Source organism: bacterium (genome assembly GCA_024228115.1).
In the GTDB taxonomy this organism is placed as follows: Bacteria; Myxococcota_A; UBA9160; order UBA9160; family UBA6930.
In genome coordinates this window covers 16,485-36,277 of sequence record JAAETT010000291.1, presented here as the reverse complement: position 1 = coordinate 36,277, position 19,793 = coordinate 16,485, and the positions used below count along the sequence as shown (strand labels likewise).

The window sequence follows — 19,793 nt, the reverse complement described above, 5'->3', positions numbered from 1 at the left end:
CCTCTACTACGGGGATCTGAGCCATCAAGTCCGTGCGATCCAGAATGCACTGGGCGCGGCCGTCGGCCCGCGTCGCTCTCCTTGAACGTGAGCGGATGTGTTATCCCGGGTTCGAGCTATGGCGCAGCCGAATAGAGAGATTCGAGGGAAAAACGCTGTGCTGGGGACAGCCCTCGCGTTAGACCTCCGGGAACTCAAGGCCGCATTCCCCACATCCGGTTGCCTCGGGCGCCAGGGTTTCGCCGCATCCCGGGCAGGCATCGAGTTCGGTCCCGGGCTCAGGGGTGTCGTGGTCATCGAGCTCCGGCAGACCTTCGGTCTGGAAGGCCTCTGCAATCTCGAGGGCCCGTTCATGATCGGCGGCGCGGACATAGACGCCCATGTCGATTCCCCGGCCGGCCTGGCCGAAGCTCCCGCCTCCGCCCGTGTCGAGATCGGATTCCGGCGGATACGAATCGACCCGGCAGGCGATGCCTGCTTCCGCTAGCCGGTCCGCCAGGCTACGGGTTTGCCAAGGGCCCCCGACGAGTACTTTTTCGAGCTGGCTGGCCGGGGGGAACTCCGGAGGCAGGTTCTCGGCCCCGGCCCCATCGCCTCCGCCGACGGCCAGCGGAACGTGGCAATCCGGGCATCGCTCGACCCAGGCCTGGAATTCGTCACCACACGACGGGCAGTTCTTCACCGGTTCATTCATGCCAGGGGCTTCTCCAGGAAAGCGGTCGGGTTCTGCTCTACGCCCGGGGAAAAGTGCCCGAAGCCGACACGCTTGTACAGGGCACGGGCACGCTTGTTATGTTCCTGCACCTCCAGGGTCAGCTTGCAGCAGCCGAGGCTGCGCGCGTGGGCTTCGGCGGCCTCGAGGAGTCGCTCTCCCAGGCGCTGACCACGGCGTTCGGGAACGATGGCCAGGTCGTGAACATTGAGAATCGGCTTGGCCTTGAATGTCGAGAAGCCAAGGAAGCCGACCAACACGCCGATCGCCTGCTCGCCTTCCCAGGCCAGCCAGACCCGGCTGGTGGGGTGGGCGAGCAAGCCGGGTACGAGGTGTTGGCGAACCTCGTCGGGGAGGGGAGCACTGCTTCCCATCGGATCGCGAGCGTAGGCATCGAGTACCTCCAGAAAGGCGTCGGCCTGCTGCGGTACCTCGAGATCCGCCAGCTCGATCCGTGTTCCGTTCACGCGATGCCGATCCCGTTTGCGCTCATGCGATGCCGATCCGCACGCCGCAGATCTGCAATTCGCAAGCGTCGTTCACGCAGCCGAGCTTCTCGGCCTCGCTCTGAATGTGCGTTGGGTCTGCGGCGGAGACGGTAAAACCGGAAACCCCTTCGCCGCGTTCATCTCGTGGCGCGTGAAATCGCACGAATCCGCCCTCGTCCAGATCGATGCGGAAGTGTTGATCCTCCTTCGTGGGCGCCTTCTGGCCCATGACCTCGGCCCACCGGGTTGCCATGGCGGCGGGATCCTCGGCCTGCACATCGGCGCCGACGATTTCGCGAGCTACATCGGTGCGCGCCTTGGCTTGCCAGTTCGGGCCGCCCCATCTCCAGGAACTCGGCGGATCCATCCAGTCGAGGGAGAGAATGGCACCGCCCACGTCGCGCGGGTGCAAGTGGATGGCGTGGGCATCCGAAAGGTGGGCCTCCCACACGACCCGCACGCCCAATGCATCGACGCGTTTTCGATCCTCGTCGCGTGCCTGGCTCTGCACGATCACCATGTAGCCGCCGTCGCCGTTTCGGCGTTCGATGAGGCGGCCGGCTGTCGTGCCTTCCCGGTCCGGCACGACCACCTCGAGGAAGGTGTCGCCGATCGGCATCACGGCGTTCACCAAACCGAACTCGCGGACGCCCGGGTCGTTGAAGCCCACCTCGATCCCGAGCACCGCACAAAGGCGTTCGACGACCGGATCCAACTCGCTTGCGACGAGGGCTATCTGGCGCAGTCGCATGGGGTCTCCTTCATGTTCGGCTCGCGGGCTAGAGCCCGAGGGGCAGGGCCAGCCCGATGATCGGGCAGGGCCCGACTTCGCTCTCGAGCAGGAAGACATCCGGCCCGCTCGCATGGAATTCCAGGGTTGCATGGGACCGCTCGAGCTGCTCTTGGCAAGCCGGCGTGGCGGGAAGCACGGCGACGGAATCCATCGGCTCCGGCCAGCGGATCTCGAGTGCGAGGGGGAAGGCGCCGCGAATCAGCAGGAACGATTCTCCGCGGTGGAGGACCGCGAAGCGAGCTTGTTCCCGGGGCATCAAGAACTGGGAGCGTCGCCGGGGTTGTTCGTCCCGCCACGCGAGCAGCGAGGCGACACCAACCGGGGAGCAGTCCTGCCCCTCTTCGGCGCGCAACACCCCAAACGGGCCTTCGAACCGGTAGATGCCCTTGGCGCCAGAGCGGACCATGGCTGCGCAGGCTCCTACCCCAGGGAAATAGAGTCGCCAGGTGCCTTTGCTGCCGTTCAGGGTGGCCACGCGGTAGGGGCCGAGTTCCTGCACCTCGGAGATGGTGACCTCCCAGCGGGCTCGGCTCTGCTCTTGTCGTTGGGCTCTTTTTGCCATATCCGGGCCGGCGCAGGCAGCGACCAGGGCCGCGGCGGCGATCCACAAGGGGAGGCGTCCAAAGAAGGGAAGGGCCATGAGCGGGCCGGAGCATACCCCACAGGGGTTCCGTCAGGCGGCAAGTGACCTGCGAAGCCCTCAAGTCGGGCCAGGAAACGCCCGATTGGAGTTCTGCCACTTGTGTGGCTGGAGGGGGCGAATGGCCGATTCGCCGGTATTCGATTTCGTCTGTACCAAGCTCGAAGCGTTGACCGACCTGGATCGCCTGGCCGCGCGTGGAACCGTTCGCCCGGCTCTCAAACAGGCCGGGCTCGAGGCGCGAACCGTGACGGGCGATCAGATGGGTGTGGTGCTGGACAAGGTGCTGCCCTCCGAGCTCGTTGCTCGCGGCATCGAGGGCGGTGAGGCGATGTGCGTCGAAATTGCCAGCGGCCTGGCCAGTTTGGATTCGGTCGCCGAGGCCGAGACCCCGGATGCCGTGTTCAAGCGGCTCGGCGGCCGCTAGCAGCGGGCCGTTCTCTCACCGGTTCAGTCGTTCTCTTTCCGGCCCGCGTCCGGATCTGAATCCGAAGCCGGAGTCTGCGGCCGTGCCGGTTGCGAGGTGGTCTGGAAGAGCGGGCGCCAGAGTTCACCGGCACTGAAGCAATCCCAGCCCCAGCGCAGCCAGCTGACGAGGGCCTGGGCCACCCAGAGTGACCAGGCGAGCATGGCGAGCCGGTAGAACCAGAGCGAAACCGAGAGCACCGCCGGCATTGGCAGGATCTTGGGCGCCCGATCCTGGTACCAGCGCAGGATCTCCGCGCTCGAACCGTTTCCAGCGATCTGCATCGCCGGATCGCCGAGCAGACCGTTCTCGACCGACCAGAACAATGCTGAGATCGCGGCCAGCGTGAGCGCTGCGAGCGCGAGCTGCATCAGATCGAAGAGCCTGCTCGAGCTGTCCTCGCGGGCCAGCAGCGCGCCGCGTTCTTTGCGCCAGCCAAGGGCCAGGAGCCACACGACCACACAACCGGATGCGAGAACGGGAACCTGTGTCAGCCCGACGCCGAGCAGGAACCAATGCCGTGCACGCAGTGGTGTCGCGCGAATGCGCCCCAACAAGACGGCCAGCACGCCGAGCAGCGCCAGGATCGGCCAGAAGAGAACGGCCGGCCCGAGGCGCGGGCCCGAAGCCCAGAGCGTCCAACGGCTCGGCGGCATATGGAGCTCGACGTGATGGTTCACGCTCGGCAGGCCGAGATCGACTTCGGGGGCGCGAGTCAGCACCGCGATGCCTCGTGGCTCGCGCCACTCGAGCACGATCTGCTGGGTGCCCGGGCTGAGCGTGAGCGGAACCTCGCGGCCCTCCTGGCGAAGGGGCTGTTGGCGACCGTTTACTTCGACGCGCGTGAGCTCCGCTCCCTCGGGCAGGATGGGGGCGTAGGGGCCACCTTGGCTGCTGCGAATGCGCAGGGAGAGTGTCGAATCGGTCGCTCGCAGGCCCGGATGGATGGCCAGATGGCTGGCATCGAGTGTCAAGGTGCTTCCAGCAACCCCGGCCGGGCGGGCCACGCTGAGTACGACCTGCTCGCCGGGCCAGGGCCTCCACTCCCGCAGTCGCCGACCCTCGGCCGCGTTGATCTCGACCCACGGAATTCCGTCTGGCTCCACATGCCAGAGGGGGCTCACGTCCACACGCCAGATTTCGACCCACGGCACCGAGTCCGGCGCTGCCAGCTCGAGCTCCTCCGTCACCGGCAGGAGGGACGACCATGCGTCGCTGTTCGCACCGGCCTTCAGGCTGACGAGCACGCGGGCGTCCTTGATCTGGCGCTGCGCGGTTGTCACCCGTTCTCCGGGAAGCAGCGGCACCTCCAGGATGATGGCCTCATCGATCGGTGCGACCCGTTCAACATGGGTCCGCACCTGCCAGGTCAAGCCGAGTTCGATGTGTCGAGTGATCTTCACGAAAGGCGGTACGCGGCTCGACTGCAGGGTTTCCGGTTCGGGAACCGACGCGTCGCTTTCTCGAACGAGCTGCAATGCCCGCGGTGCGCGCCCGTCCTCGCGGAGCCCCTCGATGATCCAACCGACGGCTCGGGCTTCGACCCGGTGAGGGCGCCACGGTAGTGGTAGCTCCACCGTTTCCTGGGCCGGAAGTGCACCTCGGAGTTGCACCAGGTGGGTGCCCTTCGAGACCCGCAGCCAGAGCCGTCCGTCCGGACTTCGAAACAGGGCTTCGGCAGGTCTGTCATCGACTTGCACGACGGTTGGGGTGAAGCCGGCTCCATTGCTGCCGGTTCCGCCGCTCGTCTTTACGCTGGCCGGGAGAGGAAACGCCGTATCTGCCGCAGCGCTTACCTCGAGGCGTGCCAGCAGTTCGTCGGGCTTTACGTCGAGGGCGAGCCGCGGGATCGAGATGCAGTTGGGAGCGCACTCCGGCGCTTCGAGGAGGCGGGTGCGAAGCTCGTCCAGCAGTTCGGTCGAAGGAAGCTCCGCTGCGGCGGCCACCGGGGTCACGGGCCCGGCCGCGAGGCCCAGCGCTGTGGCGACCATCAGTCCCGGAATTCCAGCGGAAGCGGTTGCGCCTTTTCCGCCGCCTGTCGTCAGCCAACGCGACAGGAGGTCGCGGACGGTTCCGAGGGCCACGCCGACGAGGGCGAGCAGGAGCCCGGTGCGGAGCAGCGCGAGCAGGCCATTCGCCCACGGAGGGACGAGCCAGAGTACGAGTCGTTGGCTGCGTTCGACCGGGCCGCTCCACTCGAGCCTCACGGTCTGCCAATTCCAATCGGGACGGCCGGGTCCAGTCGGGACGCGGGCATCCGGATCGGGCGCGTAGGAGCTGGTGCGGCGGCTCACCCGCTTCTTCGGGGCAATGGATGAGACCGAATCTCTTACAAGACCCGTGGGGGCCCCAGCTGTTTCCGTTTCCACGTATCCGAGGTTTCGCAGCTGGTCTCCGCTGGCCTCCGGGCTGCCCGGCACTCCCTTGACGTCGGCATCCTCCAGTTGGGCGACTGTGACCACTTCCCACGGGCGCTCCAGGGCGGGGTAGAGACCGACCTGCATCTGGTGGAGCGCGAAGGGCACCGCCAGCAGAACGAGGGTGGCGAGCGAAACGATCCGTGCGGAAGCCACGACCGCGGCCAAACGGCCTGGAGGTACCACGCGGTGGAGCGCTTCGGCTGCGAGCACGGAAACCCAGGCGAACTGCGGTGCCCCCGGTTCCGTGTAGGTGAGCACCAGCGTCAGGACAGCGAGCCCGCCTACCCACGGCCCGAAGAGCCGGCGGAAGGCCATGGCCGCCACCATCACGATGAACAGGTCGAGGAGTGTCCAGCGCCCTATCCATGTCGACTGGGCCCGGTCGGCACCGGAAACGTGGAAGAGCTTCCAGCCCGGCGGCAACTCGAGAGTCCCCTCGAGCGCGGCGAAATCGTGGCTCCAGCCCGTGGCTGGGAGGCTGCGCACGCCGCCCTCGACGCGACTGTCTGCATCGATCAGGACCGCCCCGAGCGGAACCTCGATCCCACTCCGGGCAGGTTCGCCAACGGAAGGCGTGAGCTGCGAAATCGGCTGGTCGCTCCCGTTCACCGCGGCGCGGCCGAGGCGTGTCTCCTCGCCCATTTCGAGCCGGGCCTCTGTACGCATCGTGCCTTGGATCCGATCGACCACGGTCGCGCCCTGGCCGTCGAAATCGAGGTGCCAAGCGCGCACGAGGGCGAGTTCGTCGCGCGCCGGGCTGGCGCTCCCTCGGCGTTTCTCTACGAGGGTGAGTTCGTCGCCGGGCTCCATTCGAAACGCGGGGAACGCGCGCCAGGCAGGCGGGAGCTCGGTCTGCGTAGGATCGATCGGGGCGGGGCCCTGGACTTCGACCAGCCTCAGGTTGGGGCGCGCTTCGAACACCCAGATCTCGGTCGGGTCCCAAAGCTCGCCCTCGCCCCGGCGATCCCCTGCCGGTTTCTCCAGGGGTGGCACCTTCAGCTTCGCGGCGATTCCCTCGTGGCGCGCGTCGAGCGTGAGTGTCCATCGGCCCGGGCGCACCTGCACCCGCAGGCGGCCGTCGGGCTCGATCTGGGCCGGAATTGGACCCGTGAGGGAAAGCGGCACGAAGCCCTCGGGCAACGCTTGGCCTAGCAATCGCTCCCGGCTTTCTCCGGAAACCCGGAGCTCGATCTGTGTGACGAGTCGAAGCGGGATCTCGTCGATGACATGCCGATGGATTTCGACCTCGAGGCGATCTTCCAGCGCTGCAGGTTTCACCGTCCTCGTGCGAAGCCAAAGCTGTCCTCCGGCATCACGGGTCGGAAACGGGACAACCAGCCCGGCCACACGGAGCGAGACGAGCCCGGTCTCGGGCGGGACGCGCAGGCGCTGCGGCAGCTTGGACCACACGAAATGGCCCGACACGCGGTGTCGGCCGGGCGCGAGGCGCAAGCTCGGCAGTCCATCGTTTCCCTGCACGACGGCTGCTGGAACGCCATCTACGTCGACCCGTTCGGGCCATCGGTCCGGGTCGCCTGGGAGACGTACTTCGCTCTCGGCATCGACGCGGAAGGTCTGGACGAAACGGCCTCCGGTTGAATCGAGCGCCAGATCAAGGCGCGCCGGCCAGACGCAGCGGCGTCCGTCACGGCCGGCCAGTTGCGGACAAAGTCCGGCTTCGTGTCCGCGCAGCACCCATTCGATCCATGGCTGAAGGGGTTCGGGTACATCAGCGCTGGCAAGGGGGGCGGCCGAGCTTGCGGGAGCGCACAGAACGCCCAGCAGGAGGCCGAAACGGCATGCCCCGGCGAGCAGGCGTGACCACGACTGGCTCGGGGCGGATCTGGCACGGGAGGTTGCGTTCGCCACGGATGGCTCCTCGGCTCGAGAGAAGGGACAGTCCTCGAAGGCCATGTGCACGCCTCGTGCCAGTCCATCGGAGGCCTGTTCGTGGAAGCTGGATTCGGCAGATCGCTCGGGTTCGTACAGCACTTCCTGCGGTTCCGGGCATGGTGCCTGGTGAGTTGAAGGCGGAACAGTAGGTGCATCGGGGGCGAAGGGCTCTACACCCGATGTCCAGAAGGCGGGCGAGCCCCGCGGGGTCGAGCACGGTTGACGGGCTGCTCGCGGGCCCCATCCTAGGGGGACGCTTCCGAACCGAGGCGGGAGCGCGGGCGTCCAAGTTCGTGCGCCCTGCCTGTCTGCATCCAAGGAGATCTCCGTTCGATGAAACGCGTTCTGCTTTTCCTGGCCACCAACATCGCCGTCATTGCGCTCTTGTCCGTCGTGCTTCACCTCGTTGGATTCGAGGGCTTCCTCGACGAGCGGGGTGTCGATCTGAACCTGCCGTCGCTGTTGTTGTTCGCTGCAGTCTTCGGCATGGGCGGTTCGTTCATCTCGTTGGCGATGTCCAAATGGATGGCCAGGAGGATGACAGGTGCGCGGGTCATCACCGAGCCCAGTGGCGAGGCCGAGATGTGGTTGGTGGAGACCGTGCGTCAGCAGGCCGATGCCGCGGGGATCGGAATGCCCGAGGTGGCCATCTTCGATTCCCCGGAGCCGAATGCGTTCGCCACTGGCGCTCGCCGCGACCACGCGATGGTGGCCGTCAGCGCCGGGCTGTTGCGAGGCATGCGCAAGGAAGAGATCGAGGCGGTGCTCGCTCATGAGGTCAGCCATGTCGCGAATGGCGACATGATCACCCTGGCGCTGATCCAGGGTGTCGTGAATACCTTCGTGATCTTCCTGGCGCGGGTGATCGGGCATTTCGTCGACCGTGTCGTCCTCAAGAACGAACGGGGCTACGGGTTTGGCTATTTCGGGGTCGTGATCGTCGCCCAGATCGTGCTCGGCATCCTGGCCAGCTTCATCGTGTTCTGGTTCTCGAGGCAGCGCGAGTTCCGCGCTGATGCTGGCGGAGCGCGTCTGGCGGGTGCGCCGAAGATGATCGCGGCCCTCGAGCGATTGAAAGCGGGCCCGCAGACCGAGCTTCCGGAACAGCTGGGCGCGTTCGGTATCTCCGGAAGCGTCCGCACGGGCTTGGCGCGTCTGATGATGAGCCATCCGCCGCTGGACGACCGGATCGCCCGCCTGAAGAGCGAACACGGCATGAGCGCCTGACCAGCGCAGATTCGCCAGGGATGCGTGCCCGCCCGGAATCCGGGTGGGCGGACGCACGAAGGCGTGATCGTTCGTTGCCATGGGCGACGGTGTCCCTGCATCCTGTGCTGGGGGAGCGGAGCGCATGTGCGGGAGCGTTGGTTGGGGGAAGGCCGGGCGGCCCGAGGGGTGCAGCGTTGGCTGGAGCGGGCCGCACCTCTCGATTCGACCGTCCTGATCACCGGGGAGACGGGAACCGGGAAGGGCGTGCTCGCGCGCCTGCTCCATCGCTGCTCGGGGCGGAACGCAGGTCCCTTCGTTCATGTCGATTGCGGCGCGCTGCCGGACGGGTTGCTCGAAGCCGAGTTCTTCGGACACGAGCGAGGTGCGTTCACCGGTGCCATCGGCACGCGGGTCGGCCCTTTCGAAGCGGCGGCCAAGGGAACCCTCTTCCTCGACGAGATCGGAGAGTTGTCGCTTCGCGGCCAGACCCGTCTGCTGCGGGTCCTCCAGGATCGGTGCTTCCAGCGCGTCGGGGGCCGGTCGAGTCTGCGAATGACGGCGCGTATCGTGGCGGCAACGAATCTGCCTCTGGAGCAGGCCGTTTCAGAGGGTCGCTTCCGCGCCGATCTCTTTCATCGCCTCGATGTCCTCCACGTGGAGCTCCCGCCGCTGCGGGAGCGACCGGAAGATCTTCCGATCCTCGTCACTCATTTCCTGGCGCGATGTGCGCGAGAGGTGGACGCTCCGGTTCCGGAGCCGACGCCTGAGTTCCTCGCCCGGCTGGCAGAGCGGCCCTGGCCCGGCAATGTTCGCGAGCTGGGCAACCTGCTGGAGCGACTCGTCGTATGGGCGCCGGGGCCGCGCCTCGATGTGCAGGACTTGATGCGCATCGAGCCACGGGCGTGCCGGTTGCCTACGAGGGCGCGGGGTGCAGCCGATTCGCTCGAGGCGATGCTGCGAGAGACCGGTGGCAACGTGTCGCGAGCGGCGCGCCGTCTCGGCATGGCGCGCACGACCTTGCGCAGGCGCATCCGAGCCGCGGGGCTGGAAGAGCTGATTCCCCGCGACTAGCGGCTCTGAGGCTTCGGGCGATGGCGCCCTTGGCGCCATCGCCCCGCCAGGCCCAGCGCAGCGAGGGAGAGAGTCAGACCGGTTCCCGGTTCGGGGACGGTGATCTCGGAGCGAGCAACAAAAAAGGAGAGCGGGTGCCTTGCGCCAAGCCTTTCGCCATACGGGCGGTGATAGAATTCAAGCATTCCGCGCGAACCCGCCAGGTCGAGATCCAGTAGTGATAGAAGGTTCGCGGGATCAACAGAATTCAGTTTGTGGGATGGGGCGCCGAGGTTGACCTGGCCAAGAGTCAGTCTTTCACTCACCTGGCGGCCGTTGTACCAAGCCAAGCGCTCGATCAACTGGTTGCCGAAGCGGGCATGGGTGGACCAGTTGAAGAATGCAAACTGCCCTAGCATGAATGGTTTGCCAACCACGAGCGAACCCCAGACCGCTCGAGGCGAGAAGGCTTCCACGTTCAATTCCATGTTCGCCAGTCCAAGTGGGAGTACGGAGTAGTCCCAGCGGTCAGCGTAGGCATTATCCGCATCGAGACGGATCTCGAAGCGGAGGGATAACGGATCGCCGACTGAGAACTCGCTCTGCAACACATCCGGCACCGAATAGACCTGGCCAACGAGATCGACGAACAGCGAGGTGGCTTCGGCGGATCGTGATGCGCCCAGGGTGAGAAGGCCAAACATCGTGAGCGCAACTGCAAGCAGGCGTAGAGAACCTGTGGACATCGAAACCCCTCCTCGAAAAACGACGCGACCAGCGCTTGGTCTCTCGACAACCGCCAGCATGCTCTTGAGAACCGAGAACACCTAGATCGACCCGGTGGAAGCACCCAGGGCACTTCTCCCGGGGCAGCGGTCGGCTTCGCCTCGACTAGCTACCGTGACGACATGGGAGATCCTGTGCCGGCCTACCGCAACATCCTTCGGGCTCGTGCCGTCGTCTACCGCCATCTGCAGCCGACTCCCTTGCGCCATTCGCCGGGGCTTTCGGAGCGGCTCAGCGCCGATGTCTGGGTGAAGTACGAGAACCACCTGCCCACGGGCGCATTCAAGGTGCGCGGTGGTCTCAACATGGCGGCGCAGTTGGGCGCGGAGGAAAAGGCGGCTGGTCTGGTCACAGCGTCGACCGGGAATCACGGACAATCGGTTGCCTACGCGGGCCGGGCGATAGGGACCCCCGTTACCGTGGCCGCACCGGAGAATGCGAACCCGACCAAGGTGGCGGCGATGAGAGCGCTCGGGGCGGAAGTCGTCCTGCACGGCAAGGATTTCGATGAGGCCCGGGAGTGGGCGAGTGAGCAGGCGACGAAGCGGGGGGCTCGCTTCGTCGGGCCCACGGATGCCGAGCTGATCGCAGGGGTCGGTACCTACGCCGTCGAGATCTTCGATGTGTTGCCGAAACCCGATGTCTTGATCGTGCCGGTTGGAGCGGGGAGTGGCGTCTGTGGCTGCGGAATCGTGGCGGCGGCACGCTCCCCGGAAACCCGCGTCGTCGGTGTGCAAGCCGAGGCGGCTCCCGCCATGCAAAGGAGTTGGCAGACGGGAACCCTCGCGACGGCATCGACGGAGACCGTGGCCGAGGGGCTCGCGACGCGGGTTCCCTTCGAGAACACCCAGCGCATCATGCGCGATGCGGAGGTCGGGCTCTCGGATTTCGTCCTCGTGAGCGACGCGAGCATGGAGACTGCCATCCGCATGTTGCTGGAGCACACACGCAACCTGGCAGAGCACGCGGGCGCTGCGGCACTCGCGGCTGCGCTCGAACATCCTGCGCTGGCGACCGGCAAGCAGATCGTGCTGGTGCTCTCCGGTGGAAACCTGGCCTGGCAAGAGCTGCGCCGCATTTTAGCTGGCTGAGGGCTAAGCTGGCGCCGTGCCGATTCGCGCCGTCGTGTTCGATCTCTTCGATACCCTGGTCGATCTCTCGCTGGAGGGCCTGCCGACGGTGCGGCTGCGCAACCAGGAATTTCCCTCGAGTCTCGGCGTGCTCCACGAGATCGTCGCCGAATTCACGGACATGGGCTTCGAGGATTTCGCCGACACGCTCTTCGCGCTGGATAGCGAGCTGCGTAAGAGCCGCTACCAGCAGGGCCGCGAGCTTCCCACCCTCGAGCGTTTCGAGCGGCTCCTTCCATGGCTACCCGGTGCAGAGAAGGTGCCGGACCTCGCTGCACGGTTGACCGAGACCCACATGGAGATGCTGCGCGGGCAGGTCGGCTTCGTCGACCATCATCCCGAGGTGATGGAGGCGCTCGGCGATCGCAAGCTCGCCGTCTGCTCCAACTTCTCGCATAGCCAGACCGCCTTTCGCGTGCTCGAAGAGGCCCGTTTGCGTTGGCACTTCGACGTCGTCGTGGTTTCCGATGCCACGGGCTGGCGCAAGCCGCGCCCCGAGATCTTCCAGGCAACCCTCGCAGCGCTAGGGGTCGCGCCCGACGAGACCCTCCATGTCGGCGACAACCTGAAGGCCGACGTCACCGGCGCGGCGGCCGCGGGGCTGCGCACCGCCTGGATCACCCGCCGAGTCGCCGACCCGGACGGGTCCCTCGAGGCCCATGAAGGCCCCGCCCCGGATCTCATCCTCCACGATCTCTCGGAACTCCCCTCCCACCTCACCTGAGCGCAGCAGGGGGCGTTCCTTCTGTTGCGCCTACTTTCCCTTCCAGGCGGGCGGGCGCTTTTCGGCGAAGGCTCTGGGGCCTTCGATGAAGTCCTCGCTCTTGATCATCTCGCGGATCTGGTCGTAGTGGCCCGAGACGGCCGTTTCGAGGTCGGCGATGTCCAGGCCCTGGTGGACGGCTTGCTTGCTGCCGCGCACCGAGATGGGGGCGCATTCGAGAATCATTTCCGCCCAGCGACGGGCGCCGGCCAGCGCCTCGCCGTTCGGGACGACTTCGTTCACGAAACCGAGCTGCTGGCCCTCGGCCGCCGGAACACGGCGTCCGGTGAGAATCATGCCGAGTGCCTGCTTCAACGGGATCTGCCGCGGGAGCCGATGCAACCCTCCGGCCAGGGCGGCCAGGCCGACCCGTGGTTCGGGCAGGGCAAAGACGGCGCCCTCGGCCGCGATGATCAGATCGCAGGCCAGACAGATCTCGAAGCCGCCGCCCATGGCGACGCCATTCACTGCGGCGATCACCGGCTTGGTCAGGTCGTAGCGCGCGGTCAGCCCGGCGAAGCCGCTCGTCGGTTGCCCGCTCATGTCGCCGCCGGTTGCCTGGTGTTTGAGATCGTTTCCGGCGCTGAAGGCCCGGTCTCCCGCGCCGGTGATGATCGCGACCCATTGATCTGGATCGTTGGCGAAATCGTCGAACGTCTCGGCCAGCTCCCGATTCGCCGCCGGATGCAATGCATTCATCCGCTCCGGCCGGGTGATGGTGACGATCGTGAGGTGTCCGTCTGTTTCGACCTGGCTGAATTCGCCCATGGGTCCTCCTTCGGAACGGCAACATTACCGCACCAGAGAACCGTATGGTGCGCCGCGTTCAGACGAGTTCGAGCTGGCTCGCGAGCGTGGTGTTCTCGGCGCGTCGTTGTTCTGCGAGGGCCGTTGCCGCGGCTCGGACTTCAGGGTGGAGAGCCATGCGCTCGGCAACGTGCCGCTTGGCCAGGGCGAGCACCCAGCATTTCCGCGAAGCCACACAGGATGCCACCGCGGGTCCTTCTTCGAGGATCGACATCTCGCCGAAGACATGCCCCGCCTTAAGCGTTGCAAGGGTCGTGGTGTCGGCGCCTTGTTCGTCTCGTTGGATGGCTTCGATCTCGCCAGCCAGCAGAACGAAGAGAGCAGGCGCCGGGCGCCCTTCGGCAATCAACTTGCCGCCCGCTTCGACTTCGAGGAAGCGGAAGCTCGAGAGCAGTTCCCGTCGTGCGGTCGCGTCGAGAGGCCCGAAGAAAGAGCTGGTGAGGGCGAGGCGCTCGATCAAACGATCGCGGAAGAACCCGAGCAGTGTCGAGAGGACTTCGGGATCGCGAGAGAGCAGTTCGGTCAAGATTCGGCGGTCGACGGCCAGGAGTTGGCTGTCGACCAACGCCTCGATGCGCGCGTTTCGCGGTTGATTGGCGAGCAGGGCAGTCTCGCCAAAGAAGGTGCCCTCTTCGAGCACCGCCAGTCGCTTCGTTCGCCCATCGTCGCTTCGCGCCACGGGCACGACGGCGCCTTCGGCCACGACGTAGAGGGCGTCGCCCAGGTCGCCCTCTTCGAAGAGCACCTCGCCTTCGCGCAACTGTACCCGTTCGGTGCCGTCGATCAGAAGCCGCAGACCGCCTGCATCGAGGGATGAGAAGAGCGGCACGCGCGGCAGCGTCCGCCGAATCTCCGAGCGAGCCAGGGCGGCCGGATCGAAATCGCCCGCGGACGAAGCGTCCAACCCATCGGGTGCAGGAGCGTCGTGCGAATGCGGGTCCGATGTGAGAAGGACTTCGACTGCGCTGCTATCGGTTTCGAGTTCGAGATCGAGCTGCTCCCGGGTCGGGACGACTTCCGTGAGCACGATCTCTTCGAGGGGCTGCCCGGGCTCGAGGCCAGAGGCTTCGGCCGCGGGCGCATCTGCGGCTTTCGGTTCGATGCCACGGCTTGAATACAACTCGGCCAGCCGCTCCTGGATGCGCGTATGCTCCGGTTCGAGATCGAGCACCATCTTGCAAGCGGCGATGGCTTTCAGCAGGAAGCCGCCATCCGCCCAGCGGTCGGCCGCACGTCCGAGTGCCCGTACCTCGCCTTCCCTGTCGTCCATGCGGCGCAGCGCATCGGCCAGGCGCTGAGGCCATTGGCCCTCTTCGGGATCGAGCTTCTCGAGCTCTTCGTAGGCATCGCGGGCATCGTCGAGCTTGCCCTTTCGGAGGGCCTTGCTGGCCGCGTCCTTCAGCTTGCGGATCGCAGCCTGTCGCTTCCGGGCTTCTCGCGGCGTCATCTTCTCGCGATCGTCCGAACCCCACATTGGCTTGACCTATGAGGCGTTTCAGGGCCTCCAGGGTTCGACCGATGCCGTACGGGTGAAGCCCGATCCCGTGCAGCTCTTCGCGTCCGCCGCCCTCGTTCCGGGCCTGGTCGCCGTTTTGCCCGAGGGCCCATCGCCTCGGGAGCTGCCGGCACTGGATGAGCTTCCAAGCGGGCCAGCCATCCTGGTGCTCGATGCGCATCTGCTGCGGTCGGACGGTGAAGCCTGGCTCCGGGCACTTCCGCCTACCTGGGTGCTTCTGGCCTGCCCGGGCGAGCCGGAACAGCAGGCCTCCGCAGCGCAGAGGCGGTTCCTCACCCTGCCCGATACGACACCCGATTCCGGCTGGGAGGACGCCCTGCGTGCAGCGGCGCTCCACGCTTCGGGCCTGGCCGAGATGCAACGTCTGGAAGAACTGCGCAAGCAGGCGGACCGGGATCTCTCAGAGCTTTCCTCCGTGGGCGCGGCACTGATGCAGGACAGGGATCCGGCACACCTGCTGGCCCAGATTCTCACCGAGGCGCGCCGGGTGACCTCCAGCGATGCCGGAAGCCTCTACCTGGTAGAGGAGGGCGAGCTGCACTTCCGGCTCACCCAGAACGCAACGCTGCCCGAACTGGACCAACCGGATCTCCGTCTGGCGATCGACGCCTCGAGCTTCGCGGGGCGGGCGGGGGCAAGCGGAGAAATCCTTTGCATCGACGATGCCTATGACCTGCCTGCAGATGCGCCGCATCGTTTCGATCCACGCATGGACGAGGTCACGGGCTACAAGACAGGCGCGGTTCTGGTCGTCCCCATGAAGAGCCCGCGAGGCGAACTGGTGGGCGTCCTCCAGTTGATCAACCCGGCCGCCGGGTACTACGGGGAACGGGACCGCCAGATGGCTGCTGCGTTGAGTGGCCAGGCCGCGGTCTCGATCGAAAATGGGCGCCTACGCGCGGAGATCGAGCAACTCTTCGACGGATTCGTGCGCGCCTCCGTCGATGCGATCGATCAACGCGACCCCGGAACATCCGGCCACTCCGTGCGAGTGGCCGATCTCAGCTGCACGCTCGCGTCCGCCGTCGATCGCTGCGATCGTGGAAGCCTGGCTGGCGTGAGCTTCGACCGGAAATCCATTCGCGAGCTTCGTTATGCCGCCTTGCTCCATGATTTCGGGAAGGTCTTCGTTTCGGAGCAGGTTCTCGGCAAGGATCGCAAGCTTCCTCGTTCCCGCGAAGCCGAGGTGTTCGGCCGCATCGCACGTGCACGCGAGGCATTGGAGACGCGCTTCCATCGGGAGCGTGCGGACTACCTGCTCTCCTCGGGCCACGATGGATTCGACGCTTTCGAGAAGAACCTCGTGGCAGCGCTGGGCGAGGAGCGTCTGCGTCTTTCCCATTTCGAACAGGCGATTCGGAACGCAAACGAACCGCGCATCCTGCCCGAAGAGGCCCCGGCGGAACTGCGAAGGGTCGCGGCCTATCGCTTCCTGGCAACCGGCGACGGCGAACAGCGCCTGATCGATGAGGATGACATCGCTTTCCTCGGCGTCGCTCGCGGAAGCCTGACGGAAGAAGAGCGCCAGGAGATCCAATCGCACGTCAGTTACACGCACCGCTTCCTGGCCCAGATCCCCTGGACCCGGGATCTGCGCGGAGTCGAAGAAATCGCCTGGGGCCACCATGAGAAGCTCGATGGCGGCGGCTATCCGCGAGGCCTCTCGGCCGGCGCGATTCCGGTCCCGACCCGGCTGCTGACGATCGTCGACATCTTCGATGCGCTCACCGCGGCGGATCGGCCCTACAAGAAGGCGCTGCCCCTCGAGCGGGCTCTCGACGTCCTTCAGGACGAGGCGAGCCGAGGGAGAATCGACTCCCAGATCCTGGCGATCTTCCTGGGGAGCCGGGCCTGGAGCGTCCTGGCGGAGAAAGGCTAGGAGCCAGTCCGGCGCCCGAAGGGGGGCTTCAGGTACATTCCGTGGACCTGAAGGAGACACCCGATGAGCGAAACTCCCCAGACCGCGATCGCCGAGATCTCCCATGCCGTGGCGCGTTTGCGCAATGCCTACGATGCCGGCCGCACCCGCCCGTTGGCGTGGCGCCGCCAACAGCTCGAAGGCTTGAAGGCGATGTGCACCGAGCGGGCCGACGAATTCGTCGAGGCCCTGCGCGCGGACTTCGGCAAGCCGCCTCTCGAGGCACTCATGATGGACGTGTCCCAGGGGAAGACGGAGGCCGCCTCCGCGCTTCGAAACCTGAAGAAGTGGACGCGGCCCGAGCGGATCGGTCCGGTTCCGCTGATGGGGCGTACGTTCGTGCTACGCGAGCCGCTCGGCGTGGCGCTGATCATCTCGCCCTGGAACTACCCGATCGGCTTGTTGCTCTCTCCGCTGGCGGGGGCGATTGCTGCGGGCAATGCGGTGATGCTGAAGCCCTCGGAAGTCACACCCCATACCTCGGCTGCGCTTGCTCGCTATGTGCCGGAGTATCTCGATCCGGAAGCGATCGCTCTCGTCGAAGGCGGCGTCGCCGAGACGACAGCACTCCTCGAAGAACGTTTCGACCACATCTTCTATACCGGGAATGGGCACGTCGGCCGCATCGTGATGGAAGCTGCGGCGAAGAACCTGACGCCGGTCACCCTGGAACTCGGCGGAAAGAGCCCGTGCCTGGTCGATCGGGACGCGGATATCGCGATCACCGCGCGGCGCATTGCCTGGGGGAAGTTCGTCAATGCGGGACAGACCTGCATTGCCCCGGACTACGTGCTCGTCCACCGGGATCGTGAAGAGGAGTTGGTGGGCGCGCTCGAGGCCGTCACCCGCGGATTCTACGGAGACGATCCCAAGGCCGCTCCGGAATTCGCGCGGGTGGTGAACCGCCGCCACCACGAACGCCTCGCAAAGCTCCTCGAGAGTGGTCGCCCCGCCTTCGGCGGAGAGGCCGATGCCGAGCAGAACTACATTGCGCCGACCGTGCTGCGTGGCGTCACCGCCGATTCCCCGATCATGCAGGAAGAGATCTTCGGTCCGATCCTGCCGATCCTGCCCGTGGACGACATGGACGAGGCGATCCGCTTCGTGAACGAGCGGGACAAGCCGCTGGCCCTCTACATCTTTACCAAGGACGACGCCGTGGAGGAGAAGGTCTTGCAGGAGACCAGTTCCGGCGGCGCCTGTGTGAATGGCACGCTCATGCACATCATGGATGCGAGAGCGCCCTTCGGCGGTGTCGGCCCGAGTGGACAGGGTGCCTATCACGGCAGGCATAGCTTCGAGACGTTCAGTCATCGCAAGACGGTGATGAAGCGTGGCTTCCGCTTCGACCTGAAGCTGATGTACCCGCCGTATAGCGATCGGAAGCGGAGGATCGCGCAGCGGTTCATGTAGAAGAGCCTTCACCAAGGGCCTATTCTCCGCAGCCGCAACCCGATCGGAGCCCGCCGTGAACGCAGTCAGCAACTTCCGTCCTTCTTCTCTTGGCACGATCCCGCGGCTGGTTCAGGATTCGGCGTCGCGGTTCGCCGAGCGGCCGGCGTTCGAGGGCGACGGCCACGAGCTGCGTTTCGACGAGTTGGGCGAGCTTGCGCTGCGCAGCGCCCGGGCGTTCATGGCGGCCGGCATCCAGCCGGGAGACCGGGTGGCCGTCTGGGCGCCCAATCAGCTCGAATGGGTGCTGGCGGCCGTGGGGCTTCAATCGGCCGGTGGCGTTCTGGTGCCGATGAACACGCGCTTCAAGGCTTCGGAAGCCGGGTATCAGTTGCGCAAGAGCGGTGCACGCATGGTGTTCACCGTCGACGAATTCCTCGGTGAACGTTACGCGGAGATGGTGGCGAGCCAGGAACTGCCGGCACTCGAAGGCATCGTGCTCTTCTCGGGTGCGCATCCGAAAGCCGAAACCTGGGAGACCTTTCTCTCCGGCGGCGATGCTGTCACGGAACGCCAGGCTCGCGAGCGCATCGACGCCGCGGCGGCGACCGATCTTGCGGACATCATGTTCACCTCGGGAACGACCGGGAACCCGAAGGGAGTGATGACGACCCATGAGCAGAACCTGCGAGCATTCGAGTCGTGGAGTGAAGTCGTCGGCCTGCGGGCTGGAGACCGCTACCTGGTGGTGAACCCCTTCTTCCACACGTTCGGATACAAGGCGGGCTGGCTCTCGTGCATCATGCGGGGCGTCACCTGCCTGCCCCACAAGGTCTTCGACGTGCCGGAGGTGCTCCGACGGGTAGGGGAGGAGCGGATCAGTGCACTTCCCGGTGTGCCGTCACTCTACCAGTCGATCCTGATGCATCCGGATCGGGGAAAGTGCGACCTCTCGCATCTGCGGCTTGCCGTAACGGGTGCGGCCCCGACGCCCGTCGAGCTGATCCGGCGCATGCGTGACGAGCTGGGCTTCGAAACCGTGATCACCGGCTACGGCCTCACCGAATCGACCGGCATAGCAACCATGTGTCGCGATGGTGATGCCCCGGAGATCATCGCCAACAGTTCCGGCCGCGCGATCCCCGATGTCGAGGTGCGCTGTGTCGACGACGAAGGCAAGGAGGTGCCCCGGGGCAAGCCGGGAGAAGTGGTCGTGCGCGGCTACAACGTCATGCAGGGCTACTTCGAGGACGAAGAGGAGACGCGCAAGACGATCGATGCGGAGGGCTGGCTGCACACCGGTGATATCGGCGTGATGGATGAGCAGGGCTATCTCGATATCACGGATCGCAAGAAGGACATGTTCATCATGGGAGGCTTCAACTGCTACCCGGCGGAGATCGAAGCGCTGTTGTTCGAGCACCCGCAGATCGCCCAGGTGGCGGTGCTGGGCATTCCCGATGAACGCATGGGCGAGGTCGGGCAGGCCTTCGTCGTCCCCGAGCCCGGCACCGCGCCCTCTCCCGAAGAGCTTCGCATCTGGTGCCGCGAACACATGGCCAACTACAAGGTGCCGCGCCGGATCGAACTCATCGATGAGCTGCCGATGAACGCGACGGGGAAAGTCCAGAAGTTCATTCTGCGCGAGCGAGCCCTGGGAGGCGCCGCGGAGCCCTCATGAGCCTCGGTCGGGCACCCTCTGTCCGCGAATGACACCGGGATCCCGATTCGCGGAAATCATGTTCTTCGGCTGACTCCTCGTCCGTGTAGACGGAGGTCGGGGAGGCTCATCTTCCAACGGCCGAATTGT

General features: G+C 66.0%; 16 protein-coding genes. 8 read left to right on the top strand and 8 right to left on the bottom strand.

Annotated features, from left to right (window positions below; all coding sequences use genetic code 11):
* Nucleotides 1–178: 178 nt before the first annotated feature.
* The 4 genes from GY937_13125 to GY937_13110 form a co-directional block, all read right to left on the bottom strand.
* Nucleotides 179–694 carry a hypothetical protein gene (locus GY937_13125; GenBank protein ID MCP5057647.1) on the bottom strand — a complete coding sequence of 172 codons (516 nt, stop codon included), beginning with the start codon at nucleotides 692–694 and terminating at the stop codon, nucleotides 179–181.
* Nucleotides 691–1,086 (bottom strand): GNAT family N-acetyltransferase, encoded by a 396-nt coding sequence (locus GY937_13120; GenBank protein MCP5057646.1) that lies wholly within the window; start codon nucleotides 1,084–1,086, stop codon nucleotides 691–693. The genes GY937_13125 and GY937_13120 overlap by 4 nt, the downstream gene beginning before the upstream one ends.
* Nucleotides 1,087–1,201: 115 nt before the next feature.
* Nucleotides 1,202–1,951, bottom strand: a complete 750-nt coding sequence (locus GY937_13115) for a VOC family protein (GenBank protein MCP5057645.1) — start codon at nucleotides 1,949–1,951, stop codon at nucleotides 1,202–1,204.
* Between the two features lie 28 nt (nucleotides 1,952–1,979).
* Nucleotides 1,980–2,633, bottom strand: a complete 654-nt coding sequence (locus GY937_13110; GenBank protein MCP5057644.1) for a hypothetical protein — start codon at nucleotides 2,631–2,633, stop codon at nucleotides 1,980–1,982.
* Nucleotides 2,634–2,754: 121 nt separating this feature from the next.
* Between GY937_13110 and GY937_13105 the strand changes: the two genes are divergently transcribed.
* A complete protein-coding gene (locus GY937_13105; protein ID MCP5057643.1) occupies nucleotides 2,755–3,060 on the top strand; it encodes a hypothetical protein in 306 nt (101 codons plus the stop codon).
* Nucleotides 3,061–3,083: 23 nt separating this feature from the next.
* Here GY937_13105 and GY937_13100 read toward each other — a convergent pair whose 3' ends face one another.
* Entirely contained in the window at nucleotides 3,084–7,511 is a 4,428-nt protein-coding gene (locus GY937_13100; GenBank protein ID MCP5057642.1) for a hypothetical protein, read from the bottom strand.
* Nucleotides 7,512–7,745: 234 nt separating this feature from the next.
* On the opposite strand from GY937_13100, the gene htpX reads away from it, so the two are divergent.
* Nucleotides 7,746–8,639 carry a protease HtpX gene (gene htpX / locus GY937_13095; protein ID MCP5057641.1) on the top strand — a complete coding sequence of 298 codons (894 nt, stop codon included), beginning with the start codon at nucleotides 7,746–7,748 and terminating at the stop codon, nucleotides 8,637–8,639.
* Nucleotides 8,640–8,765: 126 nt separating this feature from the next.
* A complete protein-coding gene (locus GY937_13090) occupies nucleotides 8,766–9,692 on the top strand; it encodes a sigma-54-dependent Fis family transcriptional regulator (GenBank protein MCP5057640.1) in 927 nt (308 codons plus the stop codon).
* On the opposite strand, the gene GY937_13085 is transcribed toward GY937_13090, so the two are convergent.
* Nucleotides 9,689–10,498, bottom strand: coding sequence for a PEP-CTERM sorting domain-containing protein (locus GY937_13085; GenBank protein ID MCP5057639.1), 810 nt, complete (start codon nucleotides 10,496–10,498; stop codon nucleotides 9,689–9,691). The two genes, GY937_13090 and GY937_13085, sit on opposite strands and share 4 nt — an antisense overlap.
* Nucleotides 10,499–10,579: 81 nt before the next feature.
* On the opposite strand from GY937_13085, the gene GY937_13080 reads away from it, so the two are divergent.
* The gene (locus tag GY937_13080; GenBank protein MCP5057638.1) at nucleotides 10,580–11,548 is read left to right on the top strand and encodes a threonine/serine dehydratase; all 969 of its coding nucleotides are present in this window, start codon (nucleotides 10,580–10,582) and stop codon (nucleotides 11,546–11,548) included.
* Between the two features lie 16 nt (nucleotides 11,549–11,564).
* Complete coding sequence (locus GY937_13075) at nucleotides 11,565–12,311, top strand: HAD family hydrolase (protein ID MCP5057637.1); 747 nt, start codon at nucleotides 11,565–11,567, stop codon at nucleotides 12,309–12,311.
* 30 nt (nucleotides 12,312–12,341) lie between these two features.
* Here GY937_13075 and GY937_13070 read toward each other — a convergent pair whose 3' ends face one another.
* A complete protein-coding gene (locus GY937_13070; protein MCP5057636.1) occupies nucleotides 12,342–13,118 on the bottom strand; it encodes an enoyl-CoA hydratase in 777 nt (258 codons plus the stop codon).
* A gap of 58 nt (nucleotides 13,119–13,176) precedes the next feature.
* Entirely contained in the window at nucleotides 13,177–14,604 is a 1,428-nt protein-coding gene (locus GY937_13065) for a cyclic nucleotide-binding domain-containing protein (protein ID MCP5057635.1), read from the bottom strand.
* Nucleotides 14,605–14,635: 31 nt separating this feature from the next.
* Between GY937_13065 and GY937_13060 the strand changes: the two genes are divergently transcribed.
* The 3 genes from GY937_13060 to GY937_13050 all read left to right on the top strand — a co-directional run bounded on the left by GY937_13060 (nucleotide 14,636) and on the right by GY937_13050 (nucleotide 19,664).
* On the top strand, nucleotides 14,636–16,552 hold the full coding sequence (locus GY937_13060) for a GAF domain-containing protein (protein ID MCP5057634.1): 1,917 nt from the start codon (nucleotides 14,636–14,638) through the stop codon (nucleotides 16,550–16,552).
* Nucleotides 16,553–16,615: 63 nt separating this feature from the next.
* On the top strand, nucleotides 16,616–18,004 hold the full coding sequence (locus GY937_13055; protein ID MCP5057633.1) for an aldehyde dehydrogenase family protein: 1,389 nt from the start codon (nucleotides 16,616–16,618) through the stop codon (nucleotides 18,002–18,004).
* A 55-nt stretch (nucleotides 18,005–18,059) separates the two neighbouring features.
* Nucleotides 18,060–19,664 carry a fatty acid--CoA ligase family protein gene (locus GY937_13050; GenBank protein ID MCP5057632.1) on the top strand — a complete coding sequence of 535 codons (1,605 nt, stop codon included), beginning with the start codon at nucleotides 18,060–18,062 and terminating at the stop codon, nucleotides 19,662–19,664.
* Nucleotides 19,665–19,793: the final 129 nt, after the last annotated feature.